The sequence below is a fragment of the Enterovibrio paralichthyis genome (assembly GCF_019209835.1).
Classification (GTDB): domain Bacteria; phylum Pseudomonadota; class Gammaproteobacteria; order Enterobacterales; family Vibrionaceae; genus Enterovibrio; species Enterovibrio paralichthyis.
Map to the genome: position 1 here is coordinate 26,930 of NZ_JAHUTS010000008.1, position 17,960 is coordinate 44,889.

The 17,960-nt window shown below is 53.2% G+C and carries 16 protein-coding genes; 7 read left to right on the top strand and 9 right to left on the bottom strand.

All coding sequences use genetic code 11. The features are described 5' to 3' along the window. The first annotated feature begins 53 nt into the window (after positions 1 to 53). Genes KU854_RS11415 through KU854_RS11440 form a run of 6 tightly spaced genes read left to right on the top strand, consistent with a single transcriptional unit; the run spans position 54 to position 6,385 of the window. A complete protein-coding gene (locus KU854_RS11415; protein ID WP_218358683.1) occupies positions 54 to 1,040 on the top strand; it encodes an ABC transporter permease in 987 nt (328 codons plus the stop codon). 2 nt (positions 1,041 to 1,042) lie between these two features. Further along, positions 1,043 to 2,062: an ABC transporter permease gene (locus tag KU854_RS11420; RefSeq protein WP_054779295.1), complete on the top strand. Its 1,020-nt coding sequence runs from the start codon at positions 1,043 to 1,045 to the stop codon at positions 2,060 to 2,062. Continuing rightward, entirely contained in the window at positions 2,059 to 3,036 is a 978-nt protein-coding gene (locus KU854_RS11425) for an ABC transporter ATP-binding protein (protein ID WP_218358684.1), read from the top strand. Before KU854_RS11420 ends, KU854_RS11425 begins: the two co-directional genes overlap by 4 nt. A gap of 9 nt (positions 3,037 to 3,045) precedes the next feature. After that, the gene (locus tag KU854_RS11430) at positions 3,046 to 4,038 is read left to right on the top strand and encodes an ABC transporter ATP-binding protein (RefSeq protein WP_054779297.1); all 993 of its coding nucleotides are present in this window, start codon (positions 3,046 to 3,048) and stop codon (positions 4,036 to 4,038) included. 24 nt (positions 4,039 to 4,062) lie between these two features. Continuing rightward, a complete protein-coding gene (locus KU854_RS11435) occupies positions 4,063 to 5,448 on the top strand; it encodes a leucyl aminopeptidase family protein (protein WP_218358685.1) in 1,386 nt (461 codons plus the stop codon). A gap of 10 nt (positions 5,449 to 5,458) precedes the next feature. Next, the gene (locus KU854_RS11440; protein WP_218358686.1) at positions 5,459 to 6,385 is read left to right on the top strand and encodes a glycosylasparaginase; all 927 of its coding nucleotides are present in this window, start codon (positions 5,459 to 5,461) and stop codon (positions 6,383 to 6,385) included. Positions 6,386 to 6,454: 69 nt separating this feature from the next. Here the strand turns inward: KU854_RS11440 and KU854_RS11445 are convergent, their stop codons facing one another. Genes KU854_RS11445 through KU854_RS11460 form a run of 4 tightly spaced genes read right to left on the bottom strand, consistent with a single transcriptional unit; the run spans position 6,455 to position 11,963 of the window. Next, the gene (locus KU854_RS11445) at positions 6,455 to 7,258 is read right to left on the bottom strand and encodes a MurR/RpiR family transcriptional regulator (protein WP_218358687.1); all 804 of its coding nucleotides are present in this window, start codon (positions 7,256 to 7,258) and stop codon (positions 6,455 to 6,457) included. Between the two features lie 45 nt (positions 7,259 to 7,303). Continuing rightward, positions 7,304 to 9,961: a glycoside hydrolase family 38 N-terminal domain-containing protein gene (locus KU854_RS11450; RefSeq protein ID WP_218358688.1), complete on the bottom strand. Its 2,658-nt coding sequence runs from the start codon at positions 9,959 to 9,961 to the stop codon at positions 7,304 to 7,306. A gap of 17 nt (positions 9,962 to 9,978) precedes the next feature. Beyond that, the gene (locus KU854_RS11455) at positions 9,979 to 10,425 is read right to left on the bottom strand and encodes a PTS sugar transporter subunit IIA (RefSeq protein WP_218358689.1); all 447 of its coding nucleotides are present in this window, start codon (positions 10,423 to 10,425) and stop codon (positions 9,979 to 9,981) included. A gap of 5 nt (positions 10,426 to 10,430) precedes the next feature. After that, positions 10,431 to 11,963: a PTS fructose transporter subunit IIC gene (locus KU854_RS11460; RefSeq protein ID WP_218358690.1), complete on the bottom strand. Its 1,533-nt coding sequence runs from the start codon at positions 11,961 to 11,963 to the stop codon at positions 10,431 to 10,433. Positions 11,964 to 12,195: 232 nt separating this feature from the next. Between KU854_RS11460 and KU854_RS11465 the strand changes: the two genes are divergently transcribed. Further along, positions 12,196 to 13,026: a helix-turn-helix transcriptional regulator gene (locus KU854_RS11465; RefSeq protein ID WP_218358691.1), complete on the top strand. Its 831-nt coding sequence runs from the start codon at positions 12,196 to 12,198 to the stop codon at positions 13,024 to 13,026. Between the two features lie 63 nt (positions 13,027 to 13,089). On the opposite strand, the gene crr is transcribed toward KU854_RS11465, so the two are convergent. The 5 genes from crr to cysZ form a co-directional block, all read right to left on the bottom strand. Next, a complete protein-coding gene (crr, locus tag KU854_RS11470; RefSeq protein ID WP_054779299.1) occupies positions 13,090 to 13,599 on the bottom strand; it encodes a PTS glucose transporter subunit IIA in 510 nt (169 codons plus the stop codon). 42 nt (positions 13,600 to 13,641) lie between these two features. Beyond that, positions 13,642 to 15,369 (bottom strand): phosphoenolpyruvate-protein phosphotransferase PtsI, encoded by a 1,728-nt coding sequence (ptsI, locus tag KU854_RS11475; protein ID WP_218358692.1) that lies wholly within the window; start codon positions 15,367 to 15,369, stop codon positions 13,642 to 13,644. A gap of 55 nt (positions 15,370 to 15,424) precedes the next feature. Further along, positions 15,425 to 15,682, bottom strand: coding sequence for an HPr family phosphocarrier protein (locus KU854_RS11480; protein ID WP_054779301.1), 258 nt, complete (start codon positions 15,680 to 15,682; stop codon positions 15,425 to 15,427). 318 nt (positions 15,683 to 16,000) lie between these two features. Next, the gene (gene cysK, locus KU854_RS11485) at positions 16,001 to 16,969 is read right to left on the bottom strand and encodes a cysteine synthase A (RefSeq protein WP_218358693.1); all 969 of its coding nucleotides are present in this window, start codon (positions 16,967 to 16,969) and stop codon (positions 16,001 to 16,003) included. A gap of 153 nt (positions 16,970 to 17,122) precedes the next feature. Continuing rightward, positions 17,123 to 17,884 carry a sulfate transporter CysZ gene (gene cysZ / locus KU854_RS11490; RefSeq protein WP_218358694.1) on the bottom strand — a complete coding sequence of 254 codons (762 nt, stop codon included), beginning with the start codon at positions 17,882 to 17,884 and terminating at the stop codon, positions 17,123 to 17,125. Positions 17,885 to 17,960 lie beyond the last annotated feature (76 nt).

Consider the following 17,960-nt stretch of genomic DNA (forward strand, 5'->3'; position numbering starts at 1 on the left):
ATTGCTGACAGGCAATTTTATTGGCGCGGGATCGTTGCACCTGAGGATAGGGTATGGCTTTCTTTCTACGACGGTTGTCGTTTTATTTAATGGCGTTGCTGTTTGCCGCGACATTGAATTTCATCTTGCCCCGCGCAATGCCGGGCGACCCGGTTACCATGATGTTTGCCAACGCCACGGCGCAGGTAACCCCTGAACGTATCGAAGCAATGAAAAAGCTGCTTGGCTTTGTCGACGCCCCTTGGTACCAGCAGTATTTTGCTTATCTGGGCAATATCTTTACCGGCAACTGGGGCTTGTCCATCAAGTACTACCCCATCACGGTCAATGAACTGCTCGGCAGCGCTGTGGGTTGGTCGCTGTTTTTGACCGGCTCGGCCATCATCCTGGCGTTTTGTATCGGCTCTGTGCTGGGCATTTTTGCGGCCTGGCGTCGCGGCAGCCACTACGATGCCTTTATCTCTCCAAGCATGCTGGTGGTACAGTCCATCCCGTCTGTGGTGGTCGCTATGCTGGTGCTCTACACCTTCGCCATTGGGCTGGAATGGTTCCCGTCCGGCAACGCTTACACGGTCGGGACGCAGCCGGACTGGTCGAGTTGGGCGTTCTACAAAGACGTAGCCTATCACGCTGTGTTGCCCTTGCTCTGTGCCACCATTGGCCAGATCGGGGGCTTTTTGATCAGCATGCGTAACAACATGATCAACTTGCTCAACGAAGATTTCATCACCATGGCGAAAGCCAAGGGGTTGAGCGAAAACCGCGTGGTGTTCAACTACGCCGCCCGCAACTCCATGCTGCCAAGCGTGACGGCACTTTCTATGGCGCTCGGCTCTGCCATCAGCGGGCAGCTTATCGTGGAGATGATCTTCAACTACCCGGGTCTAGGCACCGTGCTGCTCAACGCTATCCATGCCCGTGACTATCAGGTACTGCAGGGACAACTGCTGCTGATGACCATGTTCATGCTGTTCTTCAACTTCCTCGCCGATCTGATGATCGTTTACCTCGACCCGCGCCTTCGCAAGGGAGGAAAGTAATCATGAAAACCCTGTTCAAACTGCTGGCGGGCAATAAAAAATCCCTCGCCGGTCTTATCATCCTGGCCATGTTTGCGCTTATCGCGATCTTCGCGCCGCTGATCACCAAACACGCGCCGGATGTCGGCACCGGTAACCCGCACGAATACCCGGCCTTTATCGTCAAAGCCGCTAAAGCAAATCCTGACGGCTGGATAGCGAAAAACCTCGCTAACAATCCGCGCCGCCTGATGATGTCGGAAGGCGCTGATCATGTGCTCGGAACGTCCCGAATGGGGCGCGATATCTGGTCGCAACTGGTTTACGGCGCGCGCACGTCACTGGCTGTCGGCGTGGGTGCCGGTGTCATGGTCTGTTTCCTGGCCACCGCGATTGGTGTGACCGCCGGATACTTTGGCGGCAAGGTGGATGACTACCTCTCTGCGGCCATGAACATCATGCTGGTGGTGCCGCAGCTGCCGCTGCTGTTTATCATCGCCGCCTTTATCGGCCAGGCGGGGCCAGCGACCATTGCCGTGGTCATCGCGATAACCTCCTGGGCATGGGGCGCAAGGGTTGTGCGGGCGCAAACCCTATCGGTGCGTGAGAAAGAATTTGTCCGCGCCGCTGAAGTGCTGGGCGAGAAAACCTGGCGCATCATCGCCATCGAAATCCTGCCTAACCTGATGTCGATCCTGGGGGCGAGCTTTATCGGCTGTGTGCTGTTGGCCATCATGACCGAAGCCAGCCTTTCGTTTCTTGGCCTTGGTGACCCGAATGCCATCAGCTGGGGCGTGATGCTCTATAACGTCCAGACATCCTCTTCCATGCTGATCGGTGCCTGGTGGGAAATCCTGCCGCCGTGTCTGGCGCTGACCTTTATTGCAGTTGGTTTGTCGCTGCTCAACTTTGCCGTGGATGAAATTGCCAACCCGCAACTTCGCTCACACAAAGGGCTGCGCCTATGGAGCCAGCGCAACAAGTGGAGCAAGGCAGAGCCGGGCAAGCCTCGCCCTGTGTTTGGTAAGGAGGGTCAGGCATGACAGACCCACAAATATCCATCCGCGATTTGTGCGTGGATTACATTACCGATGCCGGGGATGTGCGCGCCGTCAACCATGTCAGCTTTGATATCGGCAAAGGGGAAATCTTTGGTTTAGCCGGTGAATCCGGCTGCGGAAAATCGACCGTTGCGTTTTCCCTGATGCGTCTTCACAAGCCGCCTGCCTATATTTCCCAGGGGCAGGTGCTGTTTGACGGTCACGGCGACATTCTGCAAAAGAGCGATGAAGCCATGTCGCGCTTTCGCTGGAAGGAAATTTCCATGGTGTTACAGAGCGCGATGAATGCGCTCAATCCTGTGCTGACCATGGAAGAGCAGTTTTGCGATGTGATCCTGCACCACACCAACTTCACCCGCGAACAGGCGGTGCGCCGCGCAGAGGGTTTGCTGGAAATCGTTGATATCCACCCAAGCCGCCTGCGCGATTACCCGCACCAGTTTTCCGGCGGTATGCGCCAGCGCCTGGTCATTGCCATTGCGCTCGCCCTCAATCCGAAAATGATCATCATGGATGAGCCAACCACAGCGCTGGACGTGGTGGTGCAGCGCGAGATTTTGCAAAAAATCTATGCCCTGAAAGAGGAGTTTGGTTTCTCTATCCTATTCATCACCCATGATCTCTCGCTGATGGTCGAGTTCTCTGACCGTATCGGCATCATGTATGCCGGCGAGCTGGTGGAAGTGGCGCCGTCCAAACAAATCCTGACCACGCCGTACCATCCTTACACCCAGGGACTGGGCAGCTCGTTCCCGCCATTAACTGGCCCGAAAACACGCCTGACTGGCATTCCCGGCAACCCGCTGAACCTGTTTGAAATTCCGACCGGTTGCCGCTTCCAGGCGCGTTGCAGCAAAGCCCAGCCTGTCTGTTTCAGTCAGCCGACAGCGCTGCAACAGCTGGAGCCGGGGCGTCTTTCCAACTGCCATCTCTACACTGCGCAAATCCGGGGATAAGGAGCCGTTATGAGCAAGCCGACAGGAAAACTCATCATTGAGGGCAAAAACCTCGTTAAGGATTTTGCGGTTAACAGCAATACGCTGAACAAACCCAAGATGCGGGCCATCAACGATGTCTCGTTCAAAATGTACAAAGGCCGTGGTCTGGCGGTGGTAGGGGAGTCGGGCTCCGGCAAGTCCACCACTGCGAAGATGATTGCCAAAATGTATCCGCCCACCGCAGGCACTATCGAATACTGTGGTCGTGATATCCAGACCATCGCCCGTCGTGACGAGTTGATGCAATACCGTCAGGGCGTGCAGATGGTGTGGCAGGACCCGTTCGGGTCGCTCAATCCTACCCACACCATTTTCCACCACATTGCCCGCCCGCTTTGCATCCATAACAAGGTGGACAGCCGGGATAAAAAGGCGCTGGAGGAGAAGGTTTACGATCTGCTGCTTCAGGTGGGGCTGACCCCGCCCAAAGAGACCGCGGCCAAATACCCGCACCAGCTGTCCGGCGGCCAGCGCCAGCGGGTGAACCTGGCACGCAATATCGCTGTGGGCGCAGAGGTGGTGTTGGCGGACGAGCCGACCTCCATGCTGGACGTGTCTATCCGCGCCGGTGTACTGAACCTGATGGAAGAGATGAAGTTCGAGCGCGAAATGGCGCTGCTCTACATCACCCACGACATCGCGACGGCGCGCTATATCGCCGAAGATCTGGCGGTGATGTATGTCGGCCACATGGTGGAATGGGGCGATGTTGAGCAGATCATTCATGACCCACAGCACCCCTATACCCAGCTGCTGGTGTCCGCCGTGCCTGATCCCAACAAATCGATTCACGAGAAACTCAAAGGTAACCGCGGCGAGATCCCGCTCTGGACACCGGAAAGTGTGGGCTGCCCGTTTGCTGGCCGCTGCCTTCACGCCACGCCGAAATGCCAGCACGCCCTGCCGCCGGTGACCCAGTTAGCAGAAAACCACTTTGTACGTTGCTACCTCTACGAATAAGTCGTGGCAACAGAGGAAATCAGGATGATTCAATTTAGCTTTATCCGCACCCAAGAGACCGGCTCTGACTCGACTCGGACAGTGCGTATTACCTTGGGAGAAAGCCGCTCACTGACACTTGATCAGGATGTGGACGGCTTCGACGGTGAAATCAGAAAAACGGCCTTTACGGTTGCTGATATTCAGGACACCGGCTTTTTACTCGCAACTACGTTCAAACGCGCCCAGACACTGGCGCTTCATATCGACGACAGCGTCAAGGTGCTGCATGAACCAGCAGTGTGGGTGAAATGGCTGTCGCTGGGGCTGGCGCTGTCAGCTTACGACTACCAGCACAAAGCGAGCTACCTGCTTGAGCCGGCAATCAACGGGTTTGAGCTGGCTTCGGGGGATCCGACGCTGTGCGATGCCTTCTGTGAAGGTCAGGTGCTGGCCGAAAGTCAGCTGATTTCCCGCGAACTGGTCAACAAGCCGGGCAATATTATCTACCCGGAATCTTTTGTCAGTGCGGTGGAAGCGCTGGGCATGGATGGCGTCACGCTGACCTATCTCACCGAAGCGGAAATGGATGAACTGGGCTTTGGCGGCTTGGTAGGGATTTCCCAGGGCAGTGAGCGCGATGGCCGTATGCTGTGCCTCGATTACTACCCGAAAAACGCCAAGACCACCATCGCGCTGGTGGGGAAAGGGGTCACGTTCGATACCGGCGGCATCAGCATCAAAGGCCAGCTTCGCATGAGCACCATGAAAGTGGATATGGGCGGCGCGGCGGCAGTGGTTGGCGCGATGAACGCCATTTCCCAACTAAACCTGCCTGTGCGCGTGATTGGCCTGTGTGGCCTGGTGGAAAACATGCCATCAGGTTGTGCTATTAAACCGGGGGATGTAGTAACCATGCTCTCCGGCAAGAGCGTCGAAATTATCTCGACCGACGCAGAAGGCCGCATGGTGCTGGCCGATGTGCTGCATTACGCCCAAAAAACCTATCGTCCAGATTACCTGATTGATATCGCCACTCTGACCGGTGCTACGGGTGTCTCCCTCGGCAAGGCCTATGCGTCGCTGATGGGCAATGATGAGCGCCTGATTGCGGCTGCCAAGATCGCCGGTGACACCTGCTCTGAGCCACTCTGGCATATGCCTATCGCCAATGAACGTTTTGAAGCGTCGCTGAAAAGTGATTTTGCCGAGCTGCGCCACGGCGCTGAAGACGGTGATGGTAATGCCAGTGTGGCAGCGACCTTCCTCAACCACTTTGTCTCGCCCAATCAGCCTTGGATCCACATCGACTCAGCGGCCATGTCCCTGGGCATGAACCATCGCAAGATTTACCCCAAAGCGGCATCAGGTTACGGCACCTTGCTGCTGACTGCGCTTTGCCAACAAATTGCTACCCAGAATGAAGAATAAGGAAACACCCATGATTTTGCTCGCTAACTCCGAAGCCTACCCAGGTATTGAAGAATCAGCCCGCCGCTTACAGGCGGGTGAAGAAGGGCTGCGCGCCCTGGTGGAAGGCATCAAGCTGGTGGAACTTGACCCGCGCGTGCGTACTGTGGGTTACGGCGGCTGGCCGAATGTGCTGGGCGAAATGGAGCTGGACGCCTCTGTGATGGACGGTGACAGCCTGCGCACCGGCGCGGTGGGTGCCCTGAAAGGGTTTATGCACCCGGTGGAGGTTGCCTACAAGGTGATGACTGACCTGAACCATGAAATTCTGGTGGGTGAAGGGGCGGCCATTTTTGCCCGCGAAGTTGATGCGCTGGCCGGTGAAAACCTGATTGAGGACTCCAAAAATGTGTGGTGGGAAAAGCTGGAAGCGGCGATGACACCAGAGCAGCAGGCCGCGTTTCCGAATGTGCCTTTGGCGCCGCTTTCCAACAACGCCACCGATCCGGAGCGCGTGCGGGATACCACGGTATTCCTTTGCAGCGACGGCAGTGAAAAGATCAGCGCAGCGACCTCAACCTCTGGCTGGGCGTGGAAATATCCGGGCCGTTTGGGCGACAGCCCAATCATTGGTGCCGGCTCTTACGCAGACAGCCGTTACGGCGCCTGTGCCTGCACCCATACTGGCGAGATGAGTATCCGCTGTTCGACGGCGCATGCCGTGGTGCTTTACATGAAGATGGGCATGACGCTGGATGAAGCGGTCTATGAGGCAATTAAGGATCTGGATTACCTCAAGGACGGTTACACCGAAGGGGTGACCATTCATGCTATCGACCGCTTTGGTAACCACAAGGTAGTGAGTCTAAACTGCCCGGGTAACATCACTTACTGGTTCTGGCAGACCGGCATGGACAAACCGGAAGAGCGTCAGGCGGAAGTGATTTTTACCCGCTAACGCCCTGAACGGAAAAAGCCGTTTGAGCAATCAAACGGCTTTTTTGCATCTGTTGTTTATCTGCCAGGATTATTCGCCGAATGGCGCTTCGGTGGATACCCAGTTTCTGATGGTGTCGCGGTTGGTTGAGACGTAATGGGAATAGAGGTGGTCGATTGCCATGAGGATAGGTAACTGGGCAGTGATCATCCCGGTGCGTTCTTCACCGTGCAGCGACGCTGTCAGCAGCGTTGCAGTTGCGTGTTGCGCCAGCTTGGATTTGCCGTTGGCAGTGATGAGATAGGTTTCAATGCCGCGTGAGGTCAGGTTTTTCACCACCTTCGCCATGTCCGCATTCAGGCCATTGAGGCTGAGCACAATCACCAGGTTTTCCGTGGTCAGGATGTCCTGATACATCATCATGGAGTTGGTGTCCTGCACCACCTCTACGAATTTGCCCAGGCGGCCAAAGCGGAACTTGAAATCCCCACCGGCCAGCGCGCTGAAACCGGTACCGAATACATGGATGATCTGGTGGCGTGCAATGGCCTTGGTGATTTGTTCAATCACGGTTTCATCCAGACAGGTATCCAGCTGTTGCAGCAGGTCAAAATAGTCCTGGTGCAGGCTTTCATGCCCGCGTCTGGCTGGGGGATTTTTGCTGTCGAGTTGCTCTTGATAGAGAAACAGCAACTCTTTGAGATTGTTCAGGCCAATCTTGCGGCAAAAGCGGGTAATGGATGCGGTGGAGACCCCGATATCAACCGCCAGCTCTTCGATGGTTTTGACCGGTTGGCGGGCAAGGAAGTAGTCGGCGATTTTGTTGTCGGTGGCGGTGAACTTGCTCCGTGCATATTCAAAAAGCAGTCCGATATCTTTATTCATCAGTACCATAGTCTGTCATCCATTCGCCCCACTAACGTAGGGCGAACGCTCCGGTTATTCAAGCGGGATTTTGAAAGTGCGAACTTGCTTGGCACGAAATGCGCCAGGTGTCAGGTCGCCGTACTCCATGGCGACAGGTGCGAGCGTCTCCAGCAGCATATTGGTTTCCGATGCCGTGCCGGTCGGCACATGGACAGCGATCTCGCCGCTCTGTTCCACGCTTCGCTCCGACGGGTTGAACAGGCGAAGGCAAAGGGCGTTGTCCTCAAACTGCATCGCACCGCATACAAGAGAATCTGTGCTGAGTGCCAACAGGCTGAAGGTGTCACAAACCGGCTGTTTGAGCGGATGCATTACAAAATACTTCAGGGTGTTGGTGAACTGGTTCAGTGTTTGCGCCTGATAGTAAGGCAGGTTGACGCTCCAGCACTGGTGCTGGGTTGCAATGCGCGCCGGGTCAAATTCGCTGTCCAGTGAGAAAGCAAATTTGGCTTTCTGCTGGCCGAGCATCTGGCTGTCTGGCGTTGGGATGTATTTGTACTGCTGGCCGGAGGCAATGCCAGGGCGGCGCAGCAAATCCGGTTTTCCAAGCCAGCCAACACTACGGAACAGGGTCAACGCCAGTTTGCCGCTTGGCGATTGCGGTGAGTCCAGCAACACTTCGTACTCTTTGACGCCCTGCGTCATGACGGTCAGGCTCAGGTTGTCATCAGACAGGTTGGCATAGCTGATCATCGGATAGATGCCGCTTGGCTCTTCCTTCCAACCACGTTCGCGCCAGTCTGCCATTTGGCTCTGGTAAACCGGGCGTCGGGCAAAACCAAACGGGGTATCTGCGATGCTCTCCCGGGTCTGGATTGGGCTGTTGACCACCAGTTGCAGACGGTGATCGTCAGCCTGGTTGTCGACGCTTAGCTCAACCTGCAAAGGCTGCTCATCGGCGGTTAACGTGAGTGTCAGCGAATAGCTGCACTGGGTATCGGCAAATCGCTGTGCGCGGGCTTCAAGGTTTTCAGGCAGCAGCCAGTGGCCTTTCAGCGTCAGGCTTTGCTGTAGCTCACCGCATTGGCTGGTGCAGTCTGCCCGGCTGAAACTGAGATCCAGAACCCAGTCCTGCGCCGGCGGCGAATAGTCATAGGTATCACCGTCATCCCCACCATCACGCACGCTCAGAAACTGTGTCCATTGTTGGCCCAGTTTTTTGTCCGTCAGGTGCAATTCCCCCTGGGTGAACACGATGCGATAACGTTCGTTTTCGATGCTGTTACTGTGGTTTTCTGAGACAGATTCCAGTGCAGAGCCTTTCTCATTCAGCACCAGCGAGGTAAACCCAAGGGCTGGCAGAGCATAGCGAAGCGCAATGGTGGTCTGGAAGTAATAGCCATCCGGCGCATTGTCTTTCGGATCGCGCTGGATACTGCCGTTGTAATGCCGGGTTTGGGACAATACATCAAAAGGAACATTCTCGCCTTCAAGGGTAGACAGGCTAAAACCGCCAGACTTGGTGGAAAGGGTCACTGTCTGCACCTGCGAGCGTGAAAACGGCAGGGTGTTGAACAGGGTAATTCGGCTGCCGTTTTGCAGTGCTGGCTGGGATTCGGCCAGCTTGCGCACCAGATAGTCACAGGCCGAGCCTGACATCTGGTCGACCTGCTCAAAGCGTTCAAGGATGATCTTGTTGGTTTTGTCTGTGTTGCAGGCACCGGCGCTGTCATGGGCGTGGTTGCGCGTCATGGTGCGCCAAAGATTATCCAGCAGGGTTTTCTGGTAGCCGATACCAAAGCGGGTAGCGAGTACCATCAGGGGCTCCAGCTCCAGTGTCAGCCTGCGCTCCAGCATATCATTCCAGCGTTTGTGATCGGCGCGGGAAGAATAAATTGAGCGGTGAATCTTCGACGCCTGACCATCAATCATCTCGCCACTCAGGCAGTCCATTGGCAAGTTCTGCTCGGACAGCTTGGCAAACAGGGCGTCGTAACTGCTTTCAATCAGACGGGTATCCATCTGCTTTTCTGCCAGTTGCTGGTTAAACAGGGCAATGCGTGATTTGACGTTGAAGTCGACGAAACGCTGGTCGCCGCCAAGCGGCAGGGCGATATCGTCAGACAGGCAGCCTTTGGCCACCTGCGCAGCCATGGCTTCGGCATCATCACAGTAGATAAGCTGTCCGCCCACGTAGTAGCCATCGCGGATATTGTAGAAAGTGACCAGGCTGCCGTCTTCGCTTTGCCACTGGCCTTCACGGTGAGGGTAGACATCAGTCGACAGGCCGCGCCAGAACACGGTTTTGTCGATGCCGACGCCATTGTAGATTTTGGGCATGTCCATGCTCTGGCCGAAGGCATCCGGCACATAACCCAGCATTTCCACCCCGCCCAGTCCGCGGCCAAGGCTGATCCCAAGCTGAAGGTTGCGGATGATGGATTCACCCGCAATGATCAGTTGGTCAGTCTGGGTATACCAGGGGCCGATTTTCAATTTGCCGCTGCTGACCAGTTCGGTAAAACGGGCTTTTTGCTGCGGGCAGGCGTTGAGGTAATCTTCAACAATGCTCAGTTGCCCATCCAGGTAGTAGCTCTCCACGTCCCCGGATTCCAGGGCGTCCATCACCTCATCCATATGGTAAATCAGCTGGATAAGGGACTCATGGGCGGAGAAGTACCATTCAAAATCCCAGTGAGTATGGGAGATCACATGAAGTTGTTTTGTCATTACGCTGCCCGCCGGGTTTAAGCAATCAGGTGGTGAATGGTGTCGACCACCGTTTCTGTGTCGCCGGTTTGCAAGGTATTGCGGATATCCGGCTTCATCATGGCGCGGGATACTTTGGTCAGCATGACCAGACTCTCCTGCGCACCTTCGGCCGGAATTGCCAGCGATACCACCGCCGAAACTGGCTCATCGTCCATGGTTTCCCAGGCGATAGGGTGGGCAAAGCGCACCACAAAGATGGCCGGTGACATCACGTGCTCTGACTTGCAATGAGGGACGGCAATCCCCCCCATAAAGCCGGTGCTGTCGTGTTCTTCGCGCGCCTTGAGACCCGCAGCGAAACCGTCGACTGAGCTGACAACGCCAAGGCGGTGTGCGTTTTCGGCAATAAAACGGAACGCTGCTTCCTGTGTGGTGGACTGGGTATCTGTCAGGATGTGTTGGCTTGAGAATACGTTTGTCATGGTAATCATCCCTCTGACACTGCGGTGTTCAGCGCCGGTTCGGCTTTTTGCTCTGTGGCGGCTTCTGTGGTGACGACTGGTTGTGGACGACGCCAGAAGCCAATGATCATCGCAGTCAGGGTAATACCCGCCAGCGTACAGGCAATCCAGGTCACGAATGGGATAGGTTGCTCGATGTAACCGACAAAGGTGCCCAGTGGAGAACCGATACCGCCGTAGAATTTCACGTCCAGATAGCCAACCAGACCACCTGCAAGGGCAGAGCCTGCCACACTGGCGGTGATAATTTGCAGAGGATTGGCCGCCGCAAACGGGATCGCACCTTCAGTAACGCCCACGATACCCATGCCGAATGCGGAGTTGGCAGAGATTTTCTCCGTCGCTGAGAAGCGTTTGGCAAACAGTTTCGACGCCAGGAAGATGCCCAGTGGTGCGACAGAAATGGCAGCCTGAGCAGCCGTGCCGGGTACAAAGTTCGCGCCTTCAATACCGTATTTGGCAACGGTATCCGTCCAAACTGCGGTGCCGAAAATCAGCGCAGTTTTGTTGACTGGGCCTCCGAAGTCGAAACCAATCATGGCACCGACGATGGCACCGATAATGAAGGTGGAAGAGGCGTAGTTGGTGGTCATCCAGTTCAGACCGTCATACAACGCGCTCATGGCGCCGGCAATCGGCTGGCCGATCAAATACAGCACCACTACCGTGATAAAGAAAGTTGCGATCAGTGGGATCACCATGATGGGAACGATGGGTTGGATGATCTTCGGCCACTTAACCTTTTTCAGGTATTTAACGAAGTAGCCCACCAGGAAAGCCACCAGAATCGCAGACAGGAAACCGCCACCCGCGTTGGTGCCAAGGAAGCTTGGATCATTTGCCATGTAAGCGCCCAACATAGCCGGGGCAATTGCAGGGCGGTCAGCAATCGAGTTGGCAACGAAACCAGCAAACAGCGGGATCATCAGGGTGAAGCCAATCTGACCAACTTTGAACAGGTGGAACATGAAGTAGCCCAGCGGATCTTCCTGATCAAACCCCCACGCGACCATGCGGCCAAGATCGTCTTTCTGGAAAGCAAAAACGTTGGCGATAGCCAGCAGCAGGCCGGCGGCAATCACCATAGGCACCATGTAGGAGATGCCACTCATGATGTGTTGTACAAAACCGTTTTCGTTGGTTTTGCCCAGGGTGACATTGCCGACCTTGGTGCCTTTTGCGCCAAACACAGTGGCATTTTCTTCGGCTTCTTTGATCAGTCCCATCGGGTCTTTGATCGCGGCTTTCGGGCGGGTTTTGTAAACGCGCTTACCGGCAAAGCGGGCCAAATCAATTTCGATATCAGAGGCGATGATCACCAGATCTGCTTCACTGATCTCTTTCTCTGTCAGCACATTCTCCGCACCGATGGAGCCCTGGGTTTCGACTTTGACAAAGAAATTGTGTTCTCTTCCGGCTTGTTCCAAGGCTTCAGCAGCCATATAGGTATGCGCGATACCGGCTGCACAAGCGGTTATTGCCACCACGTTTTTGGTCATGAGGTTCTCCTTCTACGACCGACGAAAGGAATAGGGACGGCCAGATAATGAAAATTTTCTCAATTCTCAACTGTGATGGAATTCATAATAGCTATTTTATTGTAAATTTTTACAGTTAAAGGGTGCACTCCGTCATGGAAAAAAACGGTCAAAGCTGTAAATTTTTTCACCGAAAGCTGAACGGCTTTTAGCTTGGTTGATTTTATTTTCATCGGAATGTAGCGAGCCCTTTATGTCCCATGCCCCTTTGTTGTCAGAACATCTCTCGTTTTTGGCCATGGCCGACAGCGTTTTGAAGATGCGTGCGATTGCTGACAGGCACTGTTATCTGGCGGTCTCCTGCGATGACGCGCCGCTGCTGGCCTGGAAAACACCGGTACTCAGAATGGAGATGGTCACTGAAGGTGAGCTCGAAATGCTGTTCAGTGGGCAAGGTGGTCAGCGGGAATCAAAAAGGCTGGGTGCCGGTGATGTGCTGTTTTTGGCGAGCAACGGCTGGAATCTGCCATTGGTGGAGAAAGCCAATACCCTGAGTATCTGCTTTCGCGAAAACAGATTGTGGCTGAGCTATAACCACTGGCAGGATGGCCGCTGTATCCGTCTGGCACGCTGGGATCTGGCCATGCCGGAAGCAGAAAGGTCAGCTGAGGCATACAGCCAAACAGATGTTGAACAGGTTCTGACGGTATTGGCATCAGCCCTAGAGATAGAAGTGGAGAAGGCGTCACGCCAGCGTCAGCTGTTTCATCAGATCCTGACGTATTTGCGCTGTCACTTCGATGAGCCCATTTGCCGCGATTCTGTCGCGCGCCATTTTTGTATCTCGCCGAGCTACCTGTCGCACTTGTTTATGCAATATGGCGAGGTGGGGTTTAACGAGTACATCAACCGTGAACGTTTTGCCCATGCGCAACATTTGCTGGTGGAGAAGGGGTTAAGGGTGAAGCAGGCCGCACTGGAAAGTGGCTTTGTGGATGCAGATTATTTCTGTCGCCTGTTTAAGCGCCTGGCGGGGATGACGCCAACCCAGTACCGTAAACAGCACGATGCCCTGGCGTTCTAAAAATAGGAATTGCAGATACGAAAAAGCGCAGCCGAAGCTGCGCTTTTTCTTGCGGTTCAAGAATTACTTCTTGATGCGCAGTACTGGAGTTTCACCAACAGTGACAGAACCAGACAGCTTGTTCAGCTCTTTGATTTCGTCCATGTTAGAGATAACAACAGGAGTCAGGGTAGACTTCGCTTTCTCTTCCAGCATAGCCAGATCGAATTCGATGATTGGGTCGCCAACTTTAACAGTCTGACCTTCTTCAGCGATGCGCTTGAAGCCTTCACCTTTCAGCTCAACGGTATCAATACCGAAGTGAACGAACAGCTCGATGCCGTCTTCAGATTCGATAGAGAATGCGTGGTTAGTTTCGAAAATCTTACCAATGGTACCGTTTACTGGTGCAACCATTTTGTCGCCAGCTGGTTTGATCGCGATACCGTCGCCCACGATTTTCTCAGCGAAAACAACATCTGGCACATCTTCGATGTTTACGATTTCGCCAGACAGTGGTGCGATGATTTCGATTGCGCCAGCGTCGCTGCTGTCGTCAGAAACCAGCTTTTTCAGTTTGTCAAACAGACCCATAGTGTTTGCTCCTAAGCGTTTACAATACTTTGCTGCCGTATTTTAGCAGACAGTTTTCTCAGCAATGAATTTTTCTACGTGTGCAGCAATTTCTTCTGCGGTAGGCATTGCCAGTGCTTCTTCTGCCATTGCTTTAACATCAGCAAAGTTAGCATTACGGATGATTTTCTTAACGCGCGGGATAGAGATTGCACTCATGCTGAACTCATCCAGGCCCATGCCCATCAGGAGCAGGGTTGCACGCTCGTCACCAGCCAGCTCACCACACATGCCAGTCCATTTACCTTCTTTGTGAGAAGCGTCAATAACTTGCTTGATAACGGTCAGTACTGCTGGAGACAGTGGGTTGTACAGGTGCGAGATAAGCTCGTTACCACGGTCAACCGCAAGAGTATACTGGGTTAAGTCGTTTGTACCAATGCTAAAGAATTCAACTTCTTTTGCCAGGTGGTGCGCAATCGCCGCTGCAGCAGGGGTTTCAACCATTACACCGATTTCGATGTTTTCGTCAAACGCCAGGCCTTCAGCACGCAATTCAGCTTTGTATTCTTCGATCGCTTTCTTCAGCTCACGGATTTCTTCAACAGAGATGATCATTGGGAACATCACGCGAAGTTTACCGTGTGCAGAGGCACGCAGGATAGCACGCAGCTGGTCACGCAGGATTTCACGGCGGTCCAGGCTGATGCGAACTGCACGCCAACCCAGGAATGGGTTCATTTCTTTTGGCAGATCCATGTAAGGCAGATCTTTGTCGCCGCCGATATCCATAGTACGGATGATCACAGCGTTGCCTTCCATCGCTTCTGCGACTTCTTTGTACGCTTTGTACTGCTCTTCTTCAGTAGGCAGTGCGTCGCGGTCCATGAACAGGAATTCAGTACGGTACAGACCAACACCTTCGCCGCCGTTACGGTTTACACCGTCACAGTCTTTAACGGTACCGATGTTGCCGCATACTTCAACCTGATGGCCATCCAGAGTGATCGCTGGCAGGTCTTTAAGTTTTGCCAGTTCTTCTTTCTCTGCGATGAACTCATCACGGATCGCTTTGAATTTGTTCAGCTCGTCTTCACTTGGGTTGATCACAATCTTGTTGTTGATTGCGTCAAGTACCAGCATGTCACCGTTGTGAACACGCTTAGTGATGTCGTTAGTACCCACGATCGCTGGCAGCTCAAGAGAACGTGCCATGATAGAAGTGTGGGACGTACGGCCGCCGATATCTGTGATGAAACCCAGTACGTAGTCCAGGTTAATTTGAGCTGTCTCAGAAGGCGTCAGGTCGTTAGCAACCAGAATCACTTCTTCGTTGATTGAGCTCAGAGAAACGATATTGATACCCAGTGCGTTTTTGATGAAACGTGAGCCGATGTCACGGATGTCAGTTGCACGCTCTTTCAGGTACTCATCGTCCAGAGATTCGAGGGTAACTGCTTGCTCTTCGATTACGCTGTGAATCGCGTATTCGGTAGAAGCATTGTTGTCCTTAATGAAAGCTATGATTTCTTCTTCTAGCTCTTCATCTTCAAGCAACATGATGTGACCTTCAAAGATCGCTTCTTTCTCTTCGCCGAAAGTAATGCGAGCTTTTTCTTTAATCACTTCTAGTTGCTGTTTAGATTTTTCGCGTGCGTCGTACAGACGTGCGATTTGTGCGTCTAGCTGGTCAGCTGGAACTGGGTTTTTGTTGATGACGATTTCGTCTTCTTGAAGCAGCAGCGCTTTGCCGAATGCAATACCAGGAGATGCCAGGATACCTGAAATCATAGCCTTACCCTACATTGATCAATTTAAAATACTAATGGATAGAAAAAGAGCTGGATTATTCCAGCTCGTCCATCAGCTTAACCAGGTGATCAACGGCTTCTTGAGCTTGTGCACCTTCAGCTTTGATAGTAACAACAGTACCCTTGGTCAGACCCAGAGTCTGCAGCTTGAACAGGCTGGTAGCGCTTGCTTCTTTACCGCCAGATTCAACAGTGATTTTTGCATCGAAGCCTTTCGCTTCTTTTACAAACTGAGCAGCAGGACGAGTGTGCAGACCGTTTTCAGCAGTGATTTCTACTTGCTTTTGATACATGTTTTACCCCGATACATTATTTATTTAGGTTTATGTATTAAATCTTCGGTTAGCTTAAACTGAAAGGCCAGTTTTGGCTATCGATGGTCGGTAAACTAACCAAGATTTGAGTGCCCTTGCTTAATCCAAGTCAAAGTTTTGTGACATTTTCGCTCAAAATAACACCTGACTCACAGACGAGTCGCATATTAATTTCGAGGTGGAAAATAAAAGGCGGGGAATTTTTACTAGAGCAGGCTTAAAAAATCAAACAAAAAAGCCCCGTGCGGGGCTTTTTTCTTGTTGCGACGTATCGCGTAACTGTCGGTAAACCCGCCGTTACTGCTGGTTTTCTAGCTCGGTGAAGATACCGGCAAACAGTGCGGTACTGAGATAACGCTCACCAGAACTTGGCAGAATGGTAACGATGTTTTTGTCCGCAAATTCAGGCAATTCAGCGATTTTGTTAGCTGCGACAACGGCTGCACCAGAGGAAATACCCGCCAGGATACCTTCTTCTTCCATCAGGCGGCGAGCCATGGCAATCGCTTCGTCTGACGTCACCAGCACAGTTTTGTCGACCAGAGACAAATCCAGGTTGCCCGGCACGAATCCTGCACCAATACCTTGAATTTTGTGTGGTGCTGGCTGCACGTCGTCGCCATTCACGGTCTGTGTAATAACAGGTGACTCAGCAGGCTCTACCGCTACGGTAGTGATCGCTTTACCTTTGGTGTTTTTGATGTAGCGGCTAACACCTGTCAGCGTACCGCCTGTACCCACACCAGCAACAAACACGTCGATCTCGCCATCGGTATCTTCCCAGATCTCTGGACCCGTGGTTTTCTCGTGGATTTCCGGGTTAGCAGGGTTGTTAAACTGTTGCAGCATCAAGAATTTCGCTGGGTCAGAAGCCACAATTTCCTCTGCCTTCGCAATCGCACCTTTCATGCCTTTCGCCGCTTCGGTCAATACCAGGTTTGCACCCAGTGCTTTCAACAGTTTACGGCGCTCAAGGCTCATTGATTCCGGCATGGTCAGCGTCAGTTTGTAGCCGCGGGCTGCAGCCACATAAGCCAGTGCAACACCTGTATTACCACTGGTTGGTTCAACCAGTTCGGTACCCGGTTTCAGTTTGCCGCTTTTCTCTGCATCCCAGATCATGTTGGCACCGATACGGCATTTAACGCTAAAGCTAGGGTTGCGAGCTTCAATTTTTACCAGCACCTTGCCGTTTGATACACGGTTAAGACGTACCAGCGGTGTGTTGCCGATAGTGGTTGAATTATCTTCGTAAATTTTACCCATCTTCTTCGTTCCTTCGGTTTGCAGGGAATGTACGTCTACCAGAATATCCTGCTTTCAGGGATTTAAAAGGAATGGTTAGTTATATCTTATTGAAAAAAGCGCGTAAAAGCCGCGTGGTTAGCGGCTTTTACGTGCTTGAATACTGGTGGTTATTTAGTAGCGGGCGTGATCGTTGCGGTATTTGTCTACCCACATGGCCGTTGCGCCACATACTGCAGCTGGCATGACGAACAGGTTGAGGATGGGGGTCATGGTGAAGAACATCACCAATGCACCAAAACTCATGGTCGATCCTTTGTGCTCACGCAGTGTGGCTTTCATGTTGTGAAAAGGCACGCGATGGTTGTCAAATGGGTAGTCACAGTACTGAATACCCATCATCCAGGCACTGAACAAAAACCACAGCACTGGGCCGAGGGTTTGTCCGATAGCCGGTATCCACATCAGCAATAAAAGTCCCAGTGCTTTTGGCAGGTAATAAGCCAGTTTCTGCCATTCGCGTTTGAACACTCGGGGCATATCTTTAACGGCATCCATCACACCGTCTTCGGGCGGACGCTTACCGACCAGCTTGGCTTCAAGGTGCTCTGCCAGTAGGCCGTTAAAGGGCGCGGCAATCCAGTTGGCGACGGTACTGAAAAAATACGAGCAGATAACCAATACAGCAATAGCCAGCAGCGGCCACAGAACATAGGAAAGCCAGCTTAGCCATTCAGGCACCATTGACAGCCAACCGTTAATCCAGTCACTCAGCTGAGACAGGATGATACCAATCAATGACCCCATTAAAAGCAGGTTCACCAAAAGTGGAATAATGACGAATCGTCGGATGCCCGGGGTAAATGCCAGTGAAAATCCCCGAAGAAAATAGCTAGCCCCAGATACGGGTTGCCTTGCCAGTTGGGTAGGGGTCATGGAGTCTCCTTTTAAAATCCCTGCCATGTTAACGTTTCGCGCCAGAAATTGGTAATTTACGCCAGTGATGAATTAT